We start from the raw sequence: 17,673 nt of genomic DNA on the forward strand, positions 1-17,673 counted from the left end.
TCACATGAAACACTAATTATTGAATAGGTGTTTTATTTGGTACACCAGGTTTACGCGGGTATTTTTTTGGTGTTCCTTTTATTTTATCAAAAACATATAAAGTACGTTCACTTTCTTCAACAGGTAGAGAGAAAGAATATTCTTCTTTTAGTGAAACACCTAAAGTAATCAATGCTTTTTTTGCATCTTTTAATTCTTCAGGTCCTGCTGAAGCCTTTAATGCAACAAAATAACCACCCTGTTTTGCCAATGGCACACATAATTCTGATAGTACAGACAAGCGAGCTACTGCACGGGCTGTCACAACATCAAATTGCTCACGATATTTTACATTTTGACCGAATTCCTCTGCGCGAGCATGGACAAAATGCATATGATCTAACTGTAATTCATCACTTAAATGATTTAAAAATGTAATTCGTTTATTTAAAGAATCTACAATTGTTACTTGTAAATGTGGGAAGCAGATTTTAATCGGAATACTTGGGAAGCCCGCTCCTGCTCCTACATCACAAACTGTCGTTACCTTTGTAAAATCAAAATAAAACGAGGCACTAATTGAATCATAGAAATGTTTTAAATAGACGCCTTCAAAATCTGTAATAGCCGTTAGGTTCATCTTTTCATTCCACTCGACAAGCAGCTCGAAATACTTTTTGAACTGTGCAACTTGCTTTTCAGAAAGCTCAATGCCCTTGTCCTTCAATGCCTCAATAAATTGTTGTTCGTTCATGTAAGGTCTCCTTTTAAAAAATGGCTCAGTATTGTCTAAATGGGGATTATCATGCCGAATAGGAGGCAATCACCCTTGAGTCATAACATAGCCTAAAAATAGGAAGCGGGCACAATGGTATGCCCGCCTCTTATTCACTTTGCTGTTACTCTATTATTCGCCACTTACGCGCGCGATTTTTCCTTGTTCAATGTAGACAAGTAAAATCGAAATGTCTGCAGGGTTTACACCAGAAATTCGAGACGCCTGTGCAATAGAAAGTGGTGTAACTTGTTTTAATTTTTGGCGTGCTTCTGTTGCAAGACCTGAAATGGCGTCATAATCAATGTTTTCTGGAATTTTTTTATTTTCCATTTTATGAAGCTTTTCAACTTGTTGCAATGCCTTTTCAATATACCCTTCATATTTTAGCTGAATTTCGATTTGCTCTTTTACTTCATCCGAAAGTTCAATATCCGCTGGTATTAATGAAGAGACTAAATCATAGTGCATTTCCGTACGTTTTAATAAATCTGCTCCACGGATTCCATCTTTTAGCTCGCTACCGCCTACAGAGCGAATGGCAGATTGCGTTGCTTCGTTCGGTTTAATAATGACTTCACGAAGGCGGGCAATTTCATTTTCAATTAATGCTTTTTTCTCCATGAATTTTTCATATCGTTGCTGTGATAACATGCCCATTTTATAACCGTGTTCGACTAAGCGTAAATCTGCATTATCATGACGCAATAGTAAACGATATTCGGCACGAGACGTTAGGAGACGATAAGGCTCATTCGTACCCTTCGTTACTAAATCATCGATTAATACACCTATATAAGCTTCTGAACGGCTTAAAATCAGTTCTTCTTTACCAAGGACATTGGCAGCAGCATTCATCCCTGCCATCAACCCTTGAGCAGCAGCTTCTTCATAGCCAGATGTTCCATTAATTTGTCCTGCTGTATATAAGCCTTTAATGCGTTTTGTTTCTAAAGTTGGCCATAATTGTGTTGGCACAATGGCATCGTACTCAATAGCATAGCCTGCTCGCATCATTTCAGCTTGTTCTAACCCTGGAATTGATTTTAGCAAACGTTGTTGCACATGCTCAGGTAAGCTTGTCGATAAACCTTGTACATAAACTTCTCTTGTATTGCGACCTTCTGGTTCTAAAAAGATTTGGTGGCGCGGTTTATCATTAAATCGCACGACTTTATCTTCAATTGAAGGACAATAGCGCGGGCCAGTTCCTTTAATCATACCTGAGTACATCGGTGAAAGATGTAAATTAGCTTCAATAATTTCATGTGTTTGAAGGCTTGTATATGTTAACCAACATGGAAGTTGATCCATGATGAATTCCGTTGTTTCAAAACTAAATGCCCGTGGGACATCATCACCTGGTTGTATTTCTGTTTTAGAATAATCAATTGTACGGCTATTTACACGAGGTGGTGTTCCTGTTTTAAAACGTACAAGGTCAAAACCTAATTCTTTTAAATTATCCGCTAAGCGAATGGAAGGCTGTTGGTTATTTGGGCCACTTGAATATTTCATATCGCCAATAATAATTTCACCACGTAGGAAAGTACCTGTTGTAACGATTACTGCGTCGGCACGATAAATGGCGCCGATTTGTGTAATAACCCCTTTTACTTCGCCTTCTTCGATAATTAACTCTTCCACCATAGCTTGGTGAATCGTTAAGTTTTCATTTTCTTCTAACACGCGTTTCATTTCGTGTTGATATAGTACTTTGTCCGCTTGTGCACGTAATGCACGTACAGCTGGACCTTTCCCTGTATTTAACATACGCATTTGAATATGCGTTTTATCAATAACTTTCCCCATGACTCCACCTAGTGCGTCAATTTCACGTACGACAATCCCTTTTGCAGGACCACCAATGGATGGGTTACATGGCATAAATGCAATCATATCTAAGTTGATTGTTAACATAAGCGTGTTAGCGCCCATTTTAGCAGCAGCATACGCAGCTTCTGCGCCTGCATGACCTGCTCCAATAACAATCACATCAAACGTGCCTGCCTCATATTGTGTTGGCATGCTCGTATCTTCCCTTCTCTAGTAGAATTATTTTCCTAAACAGAACTGCGAAAATAGTTGATTTATTAAGCTTTCTTGCACTGTATCCCCAATAATTTCACCAAGTATTTCCCAAGTTCTTGTAACATCTATTTGCACCATATCAACTGGTACTCCAGCCTGTGCTCCAGCTAATGCGTCCTCTACGGTCGCTTGCGCTTGGTGGAGTAATGCAATATGTCGTGCATTTGATACATATGTTAAATCGCCCGCTTCAATTTGCCCTTCGAAGAATAATGCAGCAATTGCTTCCTCTAATTCTGTTATTCCTTCTTCTTGTAAAAGTGATGTTGTCACAATACGATGACTACCTGCTAATTCTTTTACACGAGCTAAATCGATTTTTTGCGGTAAATCTGTTTTATTGACAATGACGATATAATCCATCGCCTCAATTGTTTCGAATAAGCGCTCATCCTCAATCGTTAATTCATCCGCATAGTTTAATACGAATAAAATTAAATCTGCGCTTTGTAACGCCTCACGAGAACGTTCCACACCAATTCGTTCCACAATATCTTCTGTTTCACGTATACCAGCTGTATCCACTAAACGAAGAGGTACACCACGGACATTTACGTACTCTTCTATAATATCACGAGTTGTACCTGCTATATCTGTCACAATCGCTTTATTTTCTTGCACTAAACTATTTAGAAGTGAAGATTTCCCTACATTCGGTCGTCCTAAAATAACAGTCGATAAGCCTTCACGTAAAATTTTGCCCTGAGATGACGTTTGTAAAAGTTTAATAATTTCATTGCGCACCCATGTACATTTTTCAAGCAATACGGGCACTGTCATTTCTTCTACATCATCATACTCTGGATAATCTATATTAACCTCTACTTGCGCTAATGTCTCTAGCAATGCTTGGCGTAAATCACCGATGAGGCGAGATAATTTTCCATCCATTTGACCAAGCGCTACATTCATCGCACGATCTGTTTTTGCTCGAATTAAATCCATCACCGCTTCGGCCTGTGATAAATCAATACGACCATTTAAAAATGCACGTTTTGTAAATTCACCTGGCTCTGCAAGTCTTGCACCATTCGTTAATACTAATTTTAATACTCGATTAACTGATACAAGTCCTCCGTGACAATTGATCTCTATTACATCCTCACGCGTGAACGTTTTCGGTCCTCGCATTAACGATAGCATAACTTCTTCTACTACCTCGTTTGTTTTAGGATCTACTAAGTGTCCATAATGAATTGTATGTGAAGCCTGCTTCGTTAAACTTTTCCCACCAGGCGATTTAAATATTTTATCTGCAATGGCTACTGCTTCATCTCCACTTAATCGAACTATAGCAATAGCACCTTCACCCATAGGTGTGGATATCGCAGCAATTGTATCGAACTCCATTTTACTACCTCCTCAACGTTATCCACATGTGGATAATTAAAACCGATCAACACTTTCTAACATCTTAGACTAACATATTTTCGTTAAAATCTAAAGTAAGGATCATTTCCAATTGTGGATAAGCTAACATTTATTTATCGTTCAACATTTTTCACTGTGAAACGCAATAAACGACATGTTATAACTTGTTTTATTGCCACACATAATTATTTGTTTATACGACATAAAAAACGGCCACTTTATCATAGATAAAATGACCGTTTTTTTCATAGCATATGTCTGTATGCCTTTTCGTAAAGAGAGCTTAAGCCTTCTTTACTGGTTCGATAACTAAATAGCGATTCGGTTCTGTCCCTTCTGAATATGTTTCAATATCGAGACGATTCGCTAATTGATTATGAATAATTTTTCTTTCGTATGACTGCATCGGCTCAAATGCCACACGTTGATTTAAACGAAGTGCCTTATCAGCCATACGATCCGCCAGTTGCTCTAAGGCTACCTGGCGACGTTCTCGGTAGTTTTCAACGTCTAATTTAACCATCAGGAACTGTTTAGCCGTTTTATTTAATACAAGTTGTGTTAATTGCTGTAAGGAATTTAACGTTTGACCACGTTTCCCTATCAGCAGCGCTGCTTTCTCACTATTCAATTGAAACAGCACATATTTGCCTTCACGCTTTGTTTCAATGTTTAGATCTTGAATGTCCAATTGCTCAGCGATACTTACTAGGTAAGCTTTTGCCTCTTCGATCGGATTTATAGAGTGATCTTCATCCTCTTTTTTTACTTCTGTCACTACTTGTTGAATAGCTTCGATGTCCATTGGTTGTTCTGAAACTTGTGAACTTAATTTTTCAACGTCATCCACTACCTTATGTTCGTTCAATTGCTCTGTAGCTGCCTCACCTTGCTCAGCTACGATGGGCATTTCCGTAGTTGGACGAACTTGTACTTCCTTTACAGTCACACGCACTTCTGCAGAACGTGCTCCAAAACCTAAAAATCCTTTTTTACCTTCTTGTAAAACTTCAACATCTACTTGTTCACGGGTTTTGCCAAGTTTCTGTAACGCCAATGAGATCGCTTCTTGTGTTGTTGCGCCTATTTGCGTAAGTTGTTTCACTTTTTAGCCCCTCCATTTTGAGCAGGTTGTGTTTTATTTTTTTGCCAAGGTTTATAAATATACAGGTTTTGAAGAATCGAGATAATGTTCCCGATTACCCAATATAGTGATAATGCAGCTGGTAACGCCATACCAAAACCAATAATCATGAATGGCATAATATACATCATTATTTTCATTTGAGGGTTATCCATTGCTGGGCCCGTACGTAAAACGAAAAATTGCATGATACCAGCAATTATTGCCAAAGCAGGTGCAGATTCTGCTAATGGGAAGATAAAGAAATTTCCTAAATCAAAAGCAGGTGTAGCATTCATTCGGCTAATCGCATGGTAGAAACCAATTAAAATTGGCATTTGAATGACTACTGGTAAACATCCAGCAACTGGGTTTACACCGGATTCACTCATCAGCTTCATCATTTCTTGCTGATATTGTTTCTGTGTTTGTGCATCCTTAGAAGCATACTTCTTCTGCAATTCCTTCAATTTCGGCTGAATTTCTTGCATTTTTTTAGAGCTCTTCGTTTGTTTAATCATTAATGGAAGAATCGCTAAACGAATAATAATTGTTACCGCAATAATCCCCCATGCATAAGTACCAAGTAAATCAGCAAAATATTTAATTGCTGATACTAGCGGCCAAACAATGAATTCATTCCAGAAGCCTTGGCTTTCTTTGGATATTGGTTCATTAAATTCTGTACATCCAGATAGTAGTAATGCTACTGATACTAGCGACAAAATTACCCAAAGTTGTTTCTTCAACCGTCTTCCCCCTACAATTACTATTCACTTTTCTTAAATCTATATGCGTTGTCTTTATTCAATTTTATTATGGAAAGAATAAAGTTATCAGTTATTTTATCATGCAAATTAGCTTTCACTCTACTAAATATGCCAATTATTATAGGCTCATGCAGTAAAGTGTTTACTTAATTTACATAAGTTATCGTGGAATCTTTTATAAGTGTACTTTATCGCCACTTTGGTTGCCGTATATATTACGATTTCTTTAAAACTCTAGCAATTCGTAGTACATGCTGCAAACTTTGTTTCACTTCATGAAAATCCATAGTGGCCGCCGGATGTCTGGCGATAATAACATAGTCCATATTCGGCTTTAGTTCATCTTTTAATTCATGAACGCTTTGTCGAATATAACGTTTAATTTGGTTGCGTGTTACCGCATTACCAAGTTTTTTACTAACTGATAAGCCTACGCGAAATTCTGCTTGTCCCTCTTTCGGTAAAAAATAAACGACAAACTGTCGATTCGCGAAAGATTTACCCTTTTTAAACACCTTTTGAAAATCCTCATTCTTTTTCACTCGTTGGCGTTTTTTCATTACTTTCACCTGCTACTAAATTATACTTTTGATCCTTATCGGCTTCAAAAAATAAAGAAAAAAAAGACCACTGATGTGGCTCAGTGGACTTATTTTATGCTGATAAAACTTTTCTTCCTTTACGACGACGAGCAGCAAGAACTTTGCGACCGTTTTTCGTGCTCATACGTGCGCGGAAACCGTGAACTTTGCTGTGCTTACGTTTCTTTGGTTGGTAAGTACGTTTCATTGTATATAGACACCTCCTGAATGAAAGTTGAATTTTTCAACATACAGACCTGCATATTATATAAAGTAAACGGCTATTTTGTCAATGAATTTTATAAAATTCTTTTAAACCATATAATCTATATTTTTAATTTCCCTCTTTTAAATTATCCACAGAATACTTGTTTTTTTTACACAGACTTGTGTATAGTATTTTTTGCCGCATTTTTTATCCACAACTGTTATCTACAGCTTTTTCACATAAGCAGTGCTTGTGGACAACTCGAAAGTGAGTAAATCAAGGTTATGTGGATAAGTTTCATAAACTATTGAAATAGCTTTGTTTTTCTGATACGATTACTGTGCTTCACTTTGTTGAAAACTAAAACGAACTATTCTTTTATCCACAACTGTTGATATGCTGTGGATAATTTTTATCACAGCCTTTGGTTAAGTCTTATCCACAGCTTGTGATTTTGTGGATTAGTCGTAAAATGGACGTATTTACTTATCACATAAATGCACTATCTTTTTTTATTGCTGTATATGTATTGAACTGTAAAGGAGAATAGCAGCTTGGAACATTTAGAAGAATTATGGAATAATGTCCTGGCTCAAGTTGAACAAAAAATTTCTAAACCAAGCTTTGAAACGTGGCTAAAGTCTACAAAATTACTTTCTTACAATGGAAGTGGTTCGACAGTGACGATTGCCGCGCCAAATTCGTTTGCTCGAGACTGGCTTGAAAATCATTATATTCATTTGATTACAGGTATATTAACGGAGCTAACAGGCGAAGACTTGCTTATTAAATTTGTTGTTCAAAAAAACCAGGATTCGGACGATTTTGACTTACCAGCGCCGATTATCCAAGCAAAAAATAACGACCAACATGATATTTCACCAGGAATGTTAAATCCGAAATATACATTTGATACGTTCGTTATTGGCTCTGGAAACCGCTTTGCTCATGCTGCATCATTAGCTGTCGCTGAGGCCCCTGCAAAGGCCTATAACCCATTCTTTATCTATGGGGGCGTAGGGCTTGGCAAAACGCATTTAATGCACGCAATTGGCCATTATGTGTTAGAACATAATCCAAATGCAAAAGTCGTGTACTTATCATCAGAAAAATTTACGAATGAGTTTATTAACTCTATTCGTGATAACAAAGCACTCGATTTTCGCAATAAATATCGTAATGTAGATGTACTGCTAATTGATGATATTCAATTCCTTGCTGGAAAAGAATCTACTCAAGAAGAATTTTTCCATACTTTTAACACATTACATGAGGAATCCAAACAAATTGTCATTTCTAGTGACCGTCCACCTAAGGAAATCCCGACTTTAGAGGATCGCTTACGTTCTCGATTTGAATGGGGGCTTATCACAGATATAGCACCTCCAGATTTAGAAACACGTATTGCCATTCTACGAAAAAAAGCAAAAGCGGACGGTTTGGATGTACCGAACGAGGTAATGCTCTATATTGCGAACCAGATTGACTCCAATATTCGGGAGCTTGAAGGTGCGCTTATTCGTGTCGTAGCATACTCATCGCTAGTTAACAAAGATATTACTGCTACATTAGCCGCTGAAGCGTTAAAAGATATTATTCCTAATGCGAAGCCAAGAACTGTAACGATATTAGACATTCAAAATGCCGTAGGGGAGCACTTTAATATTCGTTTAGAAGACTTTACAGCTAAAAAACGAACAAAACTAATCGCGTTTCCTCGACAAATTGCGATGTTTTTATCGCGCGAATTAACAGACTTCTCATTGCCGAAAATTGGCGAAGAGTTTGGTGGTCGTGACCATACTACGGTCATCCATGCTCATGAAAAAATATCTTCGTTGTTGAAAAATGACACTCAATTGCAACAAGATATTAAACAAATTCGTAGCATGCTAGGAAAATAATCTTGTGGACAACTCAAATATTTAAACACAAACTTATACACAGTCTATCTACATGTGGATAGACTGATTTTATTCACATAGAAGCACTTATCCACAAATCCACAGGACCTATTACTATATCTTTTATATTTAAATAAATAAATAATATAAATATGTGAGGGAAAAGAAATGAAATTTGATATTTTACGTGACCGTTTACTAGAAGGTTTAAATGATGTCATGAAAGCTGTAAGTTCAAAAACAACTATTCCAATATTAACGGGGATAAAAATCGATGTAACAAACGAAGGAATTCGTTTAACTGGTAGTGATGCTGATATTACAATTCAAACATTTATACCAGTAGAAGAAGATGGACAACAAATTATTCATATTACAGAAACAGGCTCTATTGTCGTACAAGCTCGTATGTTCAATGAAATCGTACGTAAATTGCCAACAAATGAAGTAGAAATACAAGTAACAACAGGTTTCCAAACGCATATTCGCTCAGGTAAATCAGAATTCCATTTAATTGGCTCAGATGCAGCGGAATATCCTTTATTACCCGAATTAACGGAAGATCAAAAATTTACTATACCTGCTGACCTACTAAAATCAATTATCCGTGAAACAGTGTTTGCAGTTGCTACTTCTGAAAGCAGACCCGTGTTGACAGGTGTAAACTGGCAGATAAAAAATGAAACATTAATCTGTGTTGCAACAGATAGCCACCGTCTAGCGAGACGTAAAGTTCAACTAGAAGATTTACCAGAAGTTGAACATAGCGTTGTTATTCCAGGTAAAAGTTTAAATGAGTTAAACAAAGTGTTAGAAGACTCTACAAACCTTGTCCAAATTGTTATTACAAGTCAGCAAGTTTTATTTAAAACAGGAGATGTATTATTCTTCTCTCGCTTGCTTGAAGGAAACTATCCAGATACATCACGTTTAATTCCAGAAGAATATCAAACAAATGTAACGATTAACGGTAAAGCATTGTTACAAGCAATCGACCGTGCATCACTAGTGGCACGAGGTGATCGTAATAATGTCGTGCGATTTGAAATTTTAGATAGTCAAGCTGTTGAAGTTTCATCGAATTCTCCTGAGATTGGTAAAGTACAAGAAGAAATACCTGTCGAAGCATTAGAAGGGGAAGGCTTAAAAATTTCCTTTAGCGCAAAATACATGATGGAAGCATTAAAAGCGATTGATGGCCAAGATGTAGTCATTCAATTTACAGGCGCTATGAGACCATTTATTTTACGTTCTGTGCATGATGATGCAATTCTACAACTTATTTTACCAGTGCGAACATATTGATCATCTAATTTATATTAGTGGAGCAATGTAAAGAAATTGTGTTATGTTTACTTTATTTGGATAAACTTTAGGATAGTCGCGAGATGCGGCTATCTTTTTTTACTTATCATGCATTTTTAGGTATGATAGAGAGATAGACATTCTGTATTTGGAGGGTAACACAGCTATGAAAGACATTGAAATCGACGTAGAGTTTGTCACATTAGGGCAACTATTAAAAATGACCGATGCTATTAGCTCAGGCGGAATGGCAAAATGGTTTTTACACGAAAATGATGTTTACGTAAATGGCGAGGTAGACGATCGCCGTGGTCGCAAATTACGTAACGGAGATGTTGTAAATATCCCTGGGTGTGGCCGATTCCGAATTGTTGGGCCTACTGGACAATAAATTATGCATATAGAGCAGTTAAAACTTACAAATTACCGTAATTATGACGCTTTGGCGTTAAATTTCTCTCCAAAAATAAATGTATTTATTGGTGAAAATGCCCAAGGGAAAACAAATGTCATGGAATCTATCTACGTATTAGCGATGGCAAAATCGCATCGTACGACGAACGATAAAGAATTGATACGTTGGGATTCAGACTATGGTAAAATAGAAGGGGCCGTTCAAAAAAGGCACGGTATTTTACCGATTGAGCTTACCATTACGAAAAAAGGCAAAAAAGGTAAGATTAATCATATTGAACAAAGTCGCCTGAGCCATTATATCGGTCAAATGAATGTAGTGATGTTTGCGCCAGAAGATTTGAATGTTGTAAAGGGAAGTCCACAAATACGACGACGTTTTATCGATATGGAGATTGGTCAAATTTCGCCAGTCTACTTACATGATTTATTAACCTTTCAGAAGATTTTAAAACAACGAAATCATTATTTGAAAATGAATCAGGGCAAGTTAATGACTAATGACGTGATGTATGATGTTTATAATGAGCAGTATATTCACGCAGCTACCCAAATTATTCGAAAAAGATTTCAATTTATGGATTTGTTACAAGAGTGGGCAGAACCAATACATGCAGGAATTTCACAAGGCAAAGAAACTTTAGTTATTAAATACCGCACAGTAGCAGGTATTGATAAGGGGCAGACAACGGGTGAAATTGAAGATATTTTACTTAAAAAGCTAATAGAGGTTAAGGACCGTGAATTCGATCGTGGCGTCACTATGGTTGGACCACATCGAGACGATTTACAATTTTTAGTGAACGACTATGATGTGCAAACATATGGCTCTCAAGGGCAGCAACGTACAACTGCATTATCATTAAAGCTTGCCGAAATTGAGTTAATTAAACAAGAAACAAATGAAACACCCATTCTACTTTTAGATGATGTATTGTCGGAACTCGACGATTATCGCCAATCGCATTTATTAAACACCATTCAAGGTGAAGTCCAAACCTTTGTAACGACTACAAGTGTTGATGGAATTCATCATGAGACGATGGAACATGCACAGCTGTTCCACGTGAAACAAGGTGCGATTGAAGAAAGTTAGCCAGGGAGTTTTTTAGATTATAAAAGAATGGTAATAGTCAGCTCGGTTGACTGTTCATTCATTTACACACAATGATGTTATGAAGGAGTAGATGGAAGCCGTGGCTATAGAAAACGAAGGTTTACAAGATCAAGCGTATGAAGCCGATCAGATACAGGTATTAGAAGGTTTAGAAGCGGTTCGTAAAAGACCAGGGATGTATATCGGTTCAACAAGTTCTAAAGGTCTCCACCATTTGGTGTGGGAAATTGTTGATAATAGTATTGATGAAGCACTTGCAGGATTTTGTACTGATATCTCTGTTACGATTGAAAAAGATAACTGGATTCGTGTAGAGGATAATGGTCGAGGAATTCCTGTTAGTATTCAAGAAAAAATGGGTAAACCAGCTGTCGAAGTAATTATGACAGTGCTCCATGCTGGTGGTAAATTCGGCGGTGGGGGATATAAAGTATCTGGTGGTCTTCATGGTGTAGGGGCCTCGGTTGTAAATGCTTTATCAGTTGAGACAATCGTTCAAGTTCATCGTGAGGGACATATTCACGAAATTAAATTTGAACGCGGTCAAACGAAACAAGCATTAACTGTTATTGGTGATACAGATCATAACGGAACAACAACTCGTTTTAAAGCAGACCCTGAAATTTTCAAAGAAACAACAGTTTATGAATTCGATATTTTAGCACACCGTATTCGCGAACTAGCTTATTTAAATCGCGGTATTCGAATTACAATTGCAGATGAGCGTGAAGATGAGGTACGTTCTACTACATATCATTATGAGGGTGGTATTCGTTCTTATGTAGAGCACTTAAATAAATCTAAAGAGCCTATCCATGAACCAATTGATGTTCTTGGTGAAAAGGATGGAATTTCAATTGAAATAGCCATGCAATATAATGCAGGATTTTCATCGAATATTTTCTCATTCGCTAATAATATCAATACGTACGAAGGTGGTACACATGAGTCTGGCTTTAAAACAGCACTTACTCGTGTTATCAACGATTACGCACGTAAAAATGGTTTGTTAAAAGAAGCTGATGCCAACCTTACAGGTGAAGACGTTCGTGAAGGGTTAACGGCTATTATATCTATCAAGCACCCTGATCCTCAATTTGAAGGACAAACGAAAACAAAGCTTGGTAACTCAGAGGTAAGCCAAATTACGAATGCATTATTCTCAGATGGTTTTGAACGATTTATGTTAGAAAACCCAACAGTAGCACGTAAAATTATTGATAAAGGCTTAATGGCTGCTCGTGCACGTGTAGCAGCGAAAAAGGCCCGTGAATTTACACGTCGTAAGTCAGCGCTTGAAGTATCAAGTTTGCCTGGTAAACTTGCAGACTGTTCTTCCACAAATCCTGCTGAATGTGAAATTTACATTGTAGAGGGTGACTCTGCCGGTGGTTCTGCAAAATCTGGACGTGACCGTCACTTCCAAGCGATTTTACCTTTACGTGGTAAAATTTTGAACGTAGAAAAAGCACGATTAGATAAAATTTTATCGAATGCAGAAATTCGCGCAATGATTACAGCATTCGGTACTGGTATTGGCGAGGAATTTAATTTAGAAAAAGCCCGTTATCATAAAATCATTATTATGACGGATGCCGACGTAGACGGAGCGCATATTCGTACGTTACTGTTAACATTCTTCTTCCGTTTCCTACGACCGCTAGTAGATGCTGGCTATATTTATATTGCACAGCCACCACTATATCAAGTGAAGCAAGGTAAGCATGTTGAATATTGCTATGATGATATTGCGCTACAAGAGATTTTAGGAAGATTATCAAGTATGCCAAAGCCTGTTGTTCAACGTTATAAAGGTCTTGGAGAAATGAACGCAGAGCAGCTATGGGATACAACGATGGATCCAGAGCACCGCACATTGTTACAAGTAGAGTTAGATGATGCAATTAAAGCAAATGAAGCTTTTGAACGCTTAATGGGCGATGAAGTAGAACCTCGTCGTCAATTCATTGAAGAAAATGCGGTATACGCTAATTTAGATATTTAATTTTTCTTGAGGGGAGGTCTACACTTTGTCAGAACAAGAACGCTCCGGAGTAAAAGGAGTCAATATAACAGAAGAAATAGAAACATCCTTCCTCGATTATGCAATGAGTGTAATCGTTTCGCGTGCATTACCAGATGTACGTGATGGATTAAAACCAGTTCATCGTCGTATTTTATACGGCATGCAGGAGCTAGGTAATACAGCAGATAAAGCGTATAAAAAATCAGCACGTATCGTTGGGGATGTAATGGGTAAGTACCATCCACATGGTGACTCCTCAATTTATGATGCAATGGTACGTATGGCGCAAGATTTTAGTTATCGTTATATGCTAGTGGATGGTCACGGGAACTTTGGTTCTGTCGATGGTGACGGAGCTGCGGCGATGCGTTATACAGAATCACGTATGTCCCGCATTGCAATGGAAATGCTTCGTGACATTAATAAAAATACAATTGACTATACGGATAACTATGATGGCTCTGAAAAAGAACCAGTTGTTTTACCAAGTCGCTATCCAAACTTATTAGTAAATGGTGCGGCAGGGATTGCCGTTGGTATGGCTACAAACATTCCTCCACATAATCTTGGGGAAACGATTGATGGGGTGTTAGCACTATCTGAAAATCCTGCAATTACAACCGAAGAATTGATGGAAATTATTCCAGGACCAGATTTCCCGACTGGTGGAATAATTTTAGGACGCAGTGGTATTCGCCGTGCTTATGAAAGCGGTCGTGGCTCCATTATTATTCGAGCTAAAGTAGAAATTGAGCAAAAATCGAATGGTAAGGAAACAATTTTAATTCATGAATTACCTTATCAAGTAAATAAAGCAAAACTAATCGAAAAGATTGCTGAGCTCGTACGCGATAAAAAAATCGATGGCATTACTAATTTACGTGATGAATCTGACCGCCGTGGTATGCGAGTGGTTATTGAAATACGAAAAGATGCAAATGCTAACGTCGTTTTAAATAATCTATATAAACAAACAGCGATGCAATCAAGTTTCGGTGTTAATATGTTGTCGTTAGTAAATGGACAGCCAAAAGTAATGGGTATAAAAGAGATGCTTTATCATTATTTAGAGCATCAAAAAGTCATTATTCGTCGCCGTACTGAATTTGACTTAAAGAAAGCGGAAGATCGTGCACACATTTTAGAAGGCTTACGTATTGCACTTGACCATATCGATGAAATTATCGCGATTATTCGTGGTTCACGTAGTGGGGAAGAAGCAAAACCACAATTAATGGAGCGATTTAATTTATCTGAACGTCAGGCGCAAGCAATTTTAGATATGCGTTTAGTTCGTTTGAGTGGATTAGAGCGAGAAAAAATAGAAGCTGAATATCAAGAGCTGCAAGTGCTAATTGCTGAATTAAAAGCAATCTTAGCTGATGAAGCTAAAATTGTTGATATTATTCGTACCGAAATATTAGAGCTTAAAGAACGCTTCAGTGATGCTCGTCGTACAGAAATAACATCTGGCGGTATGGAAATGATTGAAGATGAGGATTTAATTCCTGTAGAAAATTCAGTTGTTACTTTAACGCACAATGGTTATATTAAGCGCTTAGCTGCCAATACATACCGCAGTCAAAAGCGTGGTGGCCGTGGTGTACAAGGAATGGGTACGAACGATGATGATTTCGTAGAACACCTTATGAATACATCTACGCATGATACTATTTTATTCTTCACATCTAAGGGGAAAGTATTCCGTGCAAAAGGTTACGAAATTCCTGAGTATGGACGTACAGCTAAAGGTTTACCTATCGTTAACTTACTTAACATCGATAAAGGTGAAAAAGTTACAGCAATGATTCGCGTAGATTCATTTGATAAGGATGCTTATTTTATCTTTACGACGAAAACAGGTATTACGAAGCGTACGCCAGTATCTCAATTTGCTAATATCCGTACAAATGGCTTAATTGCTATTAGTTTACGAGAAGATGATGATTTAATTGCTGTTCGTTTAACGGATGGAATTAAGCAAGTTATTATTGGTACACGTGATGGGATGCTTGTTCGTTTCCAAGAAGAGGATATTCGTTCAATGGGGCGTACAGCAGGCGGTGTCCGTGGTATTAAACTACGTGATGGTGACGAAGTAGTTGGTATGGAAATCGTTGAACCAGGACAAGAAATTTTAGTTGTTACCGCAAAAGGCTATGGTAAACGTACAACCGAAGAGGAGTATCGTTTACAGAGTCGTGGAGGCGTTGGTTTAAAAACAATTCAAATTACCGACAAAAATGGTCCTATGGTAGCTGTTAAAACCGTCGATGGTTCTGAAGATTTAATGCTTATTACTATCAACGGCATGCTTATACGTATGGATGTAAATGATATTTCATTAATCGGTCGTAGTACGCAAGGCGTTCGTTTAATTCGTTTAGGAGATGACGAACTTGTTGCTACTGTTGCGAAAGTAGAAAAAGAAGACGAAGACGTGACCGATGAAAACGAAATTGAAAATGAAAATGAAAATGAGCAAATAGAAGAATAAAAAAAAAGACCGATGAAGACAGCACTTGTTGCTGCTCATCGGTTTTTATTATATATCATGAAAAATAAGTAATAATTTAGAAATTCGTGATAATATATTATTAGACCTTAGTTTAAGTAAGTGAAATAGTAAAGAGGTGTTTAATTTCGTGGAAACGGTACATGTCCCAATTTCAGAATTACGTTTAGGAAAAGTTATTTCTGAAGATATTTTCGCTAATACACAATATCCTATTATCTTCAAAGATACAGTAGTATCTCATGAACATTTACAAGTTTTTAGTGCTTTTAATATTTCAAGAGCTCCTGTATATAAAGATAATGTAAAGGAAGTTTTAGTAGAAACCGAACAAGAAATAGATTTTGCTATCCTTCCAGAAGCCATCCCAACATTTAAAAGAGTATACGACAATTCTGTTGAACAATTTAAAAGAGAGTTCAAAAATTGGGAAGCTGGTGCAAAAGTAGATATTACAAAAGCTCGTACAATTATTTTGCCTTTATTGGATATGGTATTAGAAGATCGTACAATAATTTTCAATTTAAACGAGTATTCTAATCCTAAAGATTATTTATACCATCATTGTGTAGGTACAGCTTTGATTTCCTCCGTTATTGCTCAAAAATTAGGTTATGATAAAGGGCTAACAATTCAAATTGCAATTGGCGGTTTATTAGCAGATTGCGGAATGGCTAAAATCCATCCACGTATTCGAGATAAAAAAACGTCTTTAACCGAACAAGAATTTGCAGAGATTTATAAACATCCTATTTATAGCTACAACATGGTAAAGGATTTAACAATCTTAAAAGATACAATAAAAGAAGCAATTTTTCAGCATCATGAGCGCTTAAATGGAAGCGGCTATCCTAAAGGTGAGAAAATCGCTAATATATCTATCTTTGCACAGATAATTGCTGTTGCAGATGTTTTTCATGCTATGACATGTGAACGTATCTATCGATCTAAACAATCTTCGTTTAAAGTTATAGAAATGATTAATGAGTCTGAGTTTGGAAAGTTTGATATTAAAGTAGTTAGAGCACTAATTGATTTAGTTGCAGACTTACCTATCGGTACAATTATTGAGCTTTCAAATCTTGAACGTGGAGAAGTAATGTTTGTTAATAGATTTGCTCCAACTCGTCCAATTATTAAATTAAGTATTACAGGAGAGATTTTTGATTTAGGTAAAAATCGCACTTTCTATATTTCAAGAATAATTACAAATGAATAATAGAACAAAGTATTAATAAGGCAGTCATTAAGCATCCAGATTGCCTTTTTAATTTGCATAATATAAGGAGTAAATCCATGTCATTAAAAACTATTTTAATTTTTTTAGAGAAAGTGTTGACATAGATTATGAAACTTGATATTATTAATGAGTCGCCAAGAGGTGACACGCTAAACGAAACAAAATGAACCTTGAAAACTGAACAAGCAAAACGTAATCAATATAGTTTTTAGTAGCTAACTTCGTTAGTGAACGAAACAAAATTTTGGACATCA

At 36.9% G+C, this 17,673-nt stretch carries 14 protein-coding genes; 7 read left to right on the top strand and 7 right to left on the bottom strand.

All coding sequences use genetic code 11. The features are described 5' to 3' along the window. Positions 1 to 16: 16 nt before the first annotated feature. The 7 genes from rsmG to rpmH form a co-directional block, all read right to left on the bottom strand. Positions 17 to 733, bottom strand: coding sequence for a 16S rRNA (guanine(527)-N(7))-methyltransferase RsmG (gene rsmG, locus ACIQ1H_RS22600; RefSeq protein WP_401012247.1), 717 nt, complete (start codon positions 731 to 733; stop codon positions 17 to 19). 153 nt (positions 734 to 886) lie between these two features. Further along, a complete protein-coding gene (gene mnmG / locus ACIQ1H_RS22605; RefSeq protein WP_402892240.1) occupies positions 887 to 2,782 on the bottom strand; it encodes a tRNA uridine-5-carboxymethylaminomethyl(34) synthesis enzyme MnmG in 1,896 nt (631 codons plus the stop codon). Between the two features lie 27 nt (positions 2,783 to 2,809). Further along, entirely contained in the window at positions 2,810 to 4,195 is a 1,386-nt protein-coding gene (gene mnmE / locus ACIQ1H_RS22610; RefSeq protein ID WP_402892243.1) for a tRNA uridine-5-carboxymethylaminomethyl(34) synthesis GTPase MnmE, read from the bottom strand. Positions 4,196 to 4,499: 304 nt separating this feature from the next. After that, complete coding sequence (jag, locus tag ACIQ1H_RS22615) at positions 4,500 to 5,321, bottom strand: RNA-binding cell elongation regulator Jag/EloR (RefSeq protein ID WP_402892246.1); 822 nt, start codon at positions 5,319 to 5,321, stop codon at positions 4,500 to 4,502. Beyond that, a complete protein-coding gene (gene yidC / locus ACIQ1H_RS22620; protein ID WP_173479130.1) occupies positions 5,318 to 6,088 on the bottom strand; it encodes a membrane protein insertase YidC in 771 nt (256 codons plus the stop codon). Before yidC ends, jag begins: the two co-directional genes overlap by 4 nt. A gap of 236 nt (positions 6,089 to 6,324) precedes the next feature. Beyond that, positions 6,325 to 6,669 (bottom strand): ribonuclease P protein component, encoded by a 345-nt coding sequence (gene rnpA / locus ACIQ1H_RS22625; protein ID WP_173479129.1) that lies wholly within the window; start codon positions 6,667 to 6,669, stop codon positions 6,325 to 6,327. Between the two features lie 94 nt (positions 6,670 to 6,763). After that, a complete protein-coding gene (gene rpmH / locus ACIQ1H_RS22630; protein WP_004233310.1) occupies positions 6,764 to 6,898 on the bottom strand; it encodes a 50S ribosomal protein L34 in 135 nt (44 codons plus the stop codon). Positions 6,899 to 7,452: 554 nt separating this feature from the next. Here rpmH and dnaA point away from each other — a divergent pair. The 7 genes from dnaA (at position 7,453) to ACIQ1H_RS22665 (ending at position 17,398) form a co-directional block, all read left to right on the top strand. Further along, positions 7,453 to 8,802, top strand: coding sequence for a chromosomal replication initiator protein DnaA (dnaA, locus tag ACIQ1H_RS22635; protein WP_402892249.1), 1,350 nt, complete (start codon positions 7,453 to 7,455; stop codon positions 8,800 to 8,802). Positions 8,803 to 8,970: 168 nt separating this feature from the next. Then, a complete protein-coding gene (gene dnaN / locus ACIQ1H_RS22640; protein ID WP_173479127.1) occupies positions 8,971 to 10,107 on the top strand; it encodes a DNA polymerase III subunit beta in 1,137 nt (378 codons plus the stop codon). A gap of 166 nt (positions 10,108 to 10,273) precedes the next feature. Then, entirely contained in the window at positions 10,274 to 10,498 is a 225-nt protein-coding gene (gene yaaA / locus ACIQ1H_RS22645) for a S4 domain-containing protein YaaA (protein WP_024364626.1), read from the top strand. 3 nt (positions 10,499 to 10,501) lie between these two features. After that, positions 10,502 to 11,617, top strand: a complete 1,116-nt coding sequence (gene recF, locus ACIQ1H_RS22650; RefSeq protein WP_173479126.1) for a DNA replication/repair protein RecF — start codon at positions 10,502 to 10,504, stop codon at positions 11,615 to 11,617. 91 nt (positions 11,618 to 11,708) lie between these two features. After that, the gene (gyrB, locus tag ACIQ1H_RS22655; RefSeq protein ID WP_402892253.1) at positions 11,709 to 13,643 is read left to right on the top strand and encodes a DNA topoisomerase (ATP-hydrolyzing) subunit B; all 1,935 of its coding nucleotides are present in this window, start codon (positions 11,709 to 11,711) and stop codon (positions 13,641 to 13,643) included. 25 nt (positions 13,644 to 13,668) lie between these two features. Continuing rightward, the gene (gene gyrA, locus ACIQ1H_RS22660; protein ID WP_402892256.1) at positions 13,669 to 16,161 is read left to right on the top strand and encodes a DNA gyrase subunit A; all 2,493 of its coding nucleotides are present in this window, start codon (positions 13,669 to 13,671) and stop codon (positions 16,159 to 16,161) included. A 148-nt stretch (positions 16,162 to 16,309) separates the two neighbouring features. Next, positions 16,310 to 17,398, top strand: coding sequence for an HD-GYP domain-containing protein (locus ACIQ1H_RS22665; RefSeq protein WP_173479123.1), 1,089 nt, complete (start codon positions 16,310 to 16,312; stop codon positions 17,396 to 17,398). Positions 17,399 to 17,673: the final 275 nt, after the last annotated feature.

Origin of the sequence: Lysinibacillus sp. NPDC097279, from assembly GCF_044761745.1 — a bacterium.
Lineage (GTDB): Bacteria > Bacillota > Bacilli > Bacillales_A > Planococcaceae > Lysinibacillus.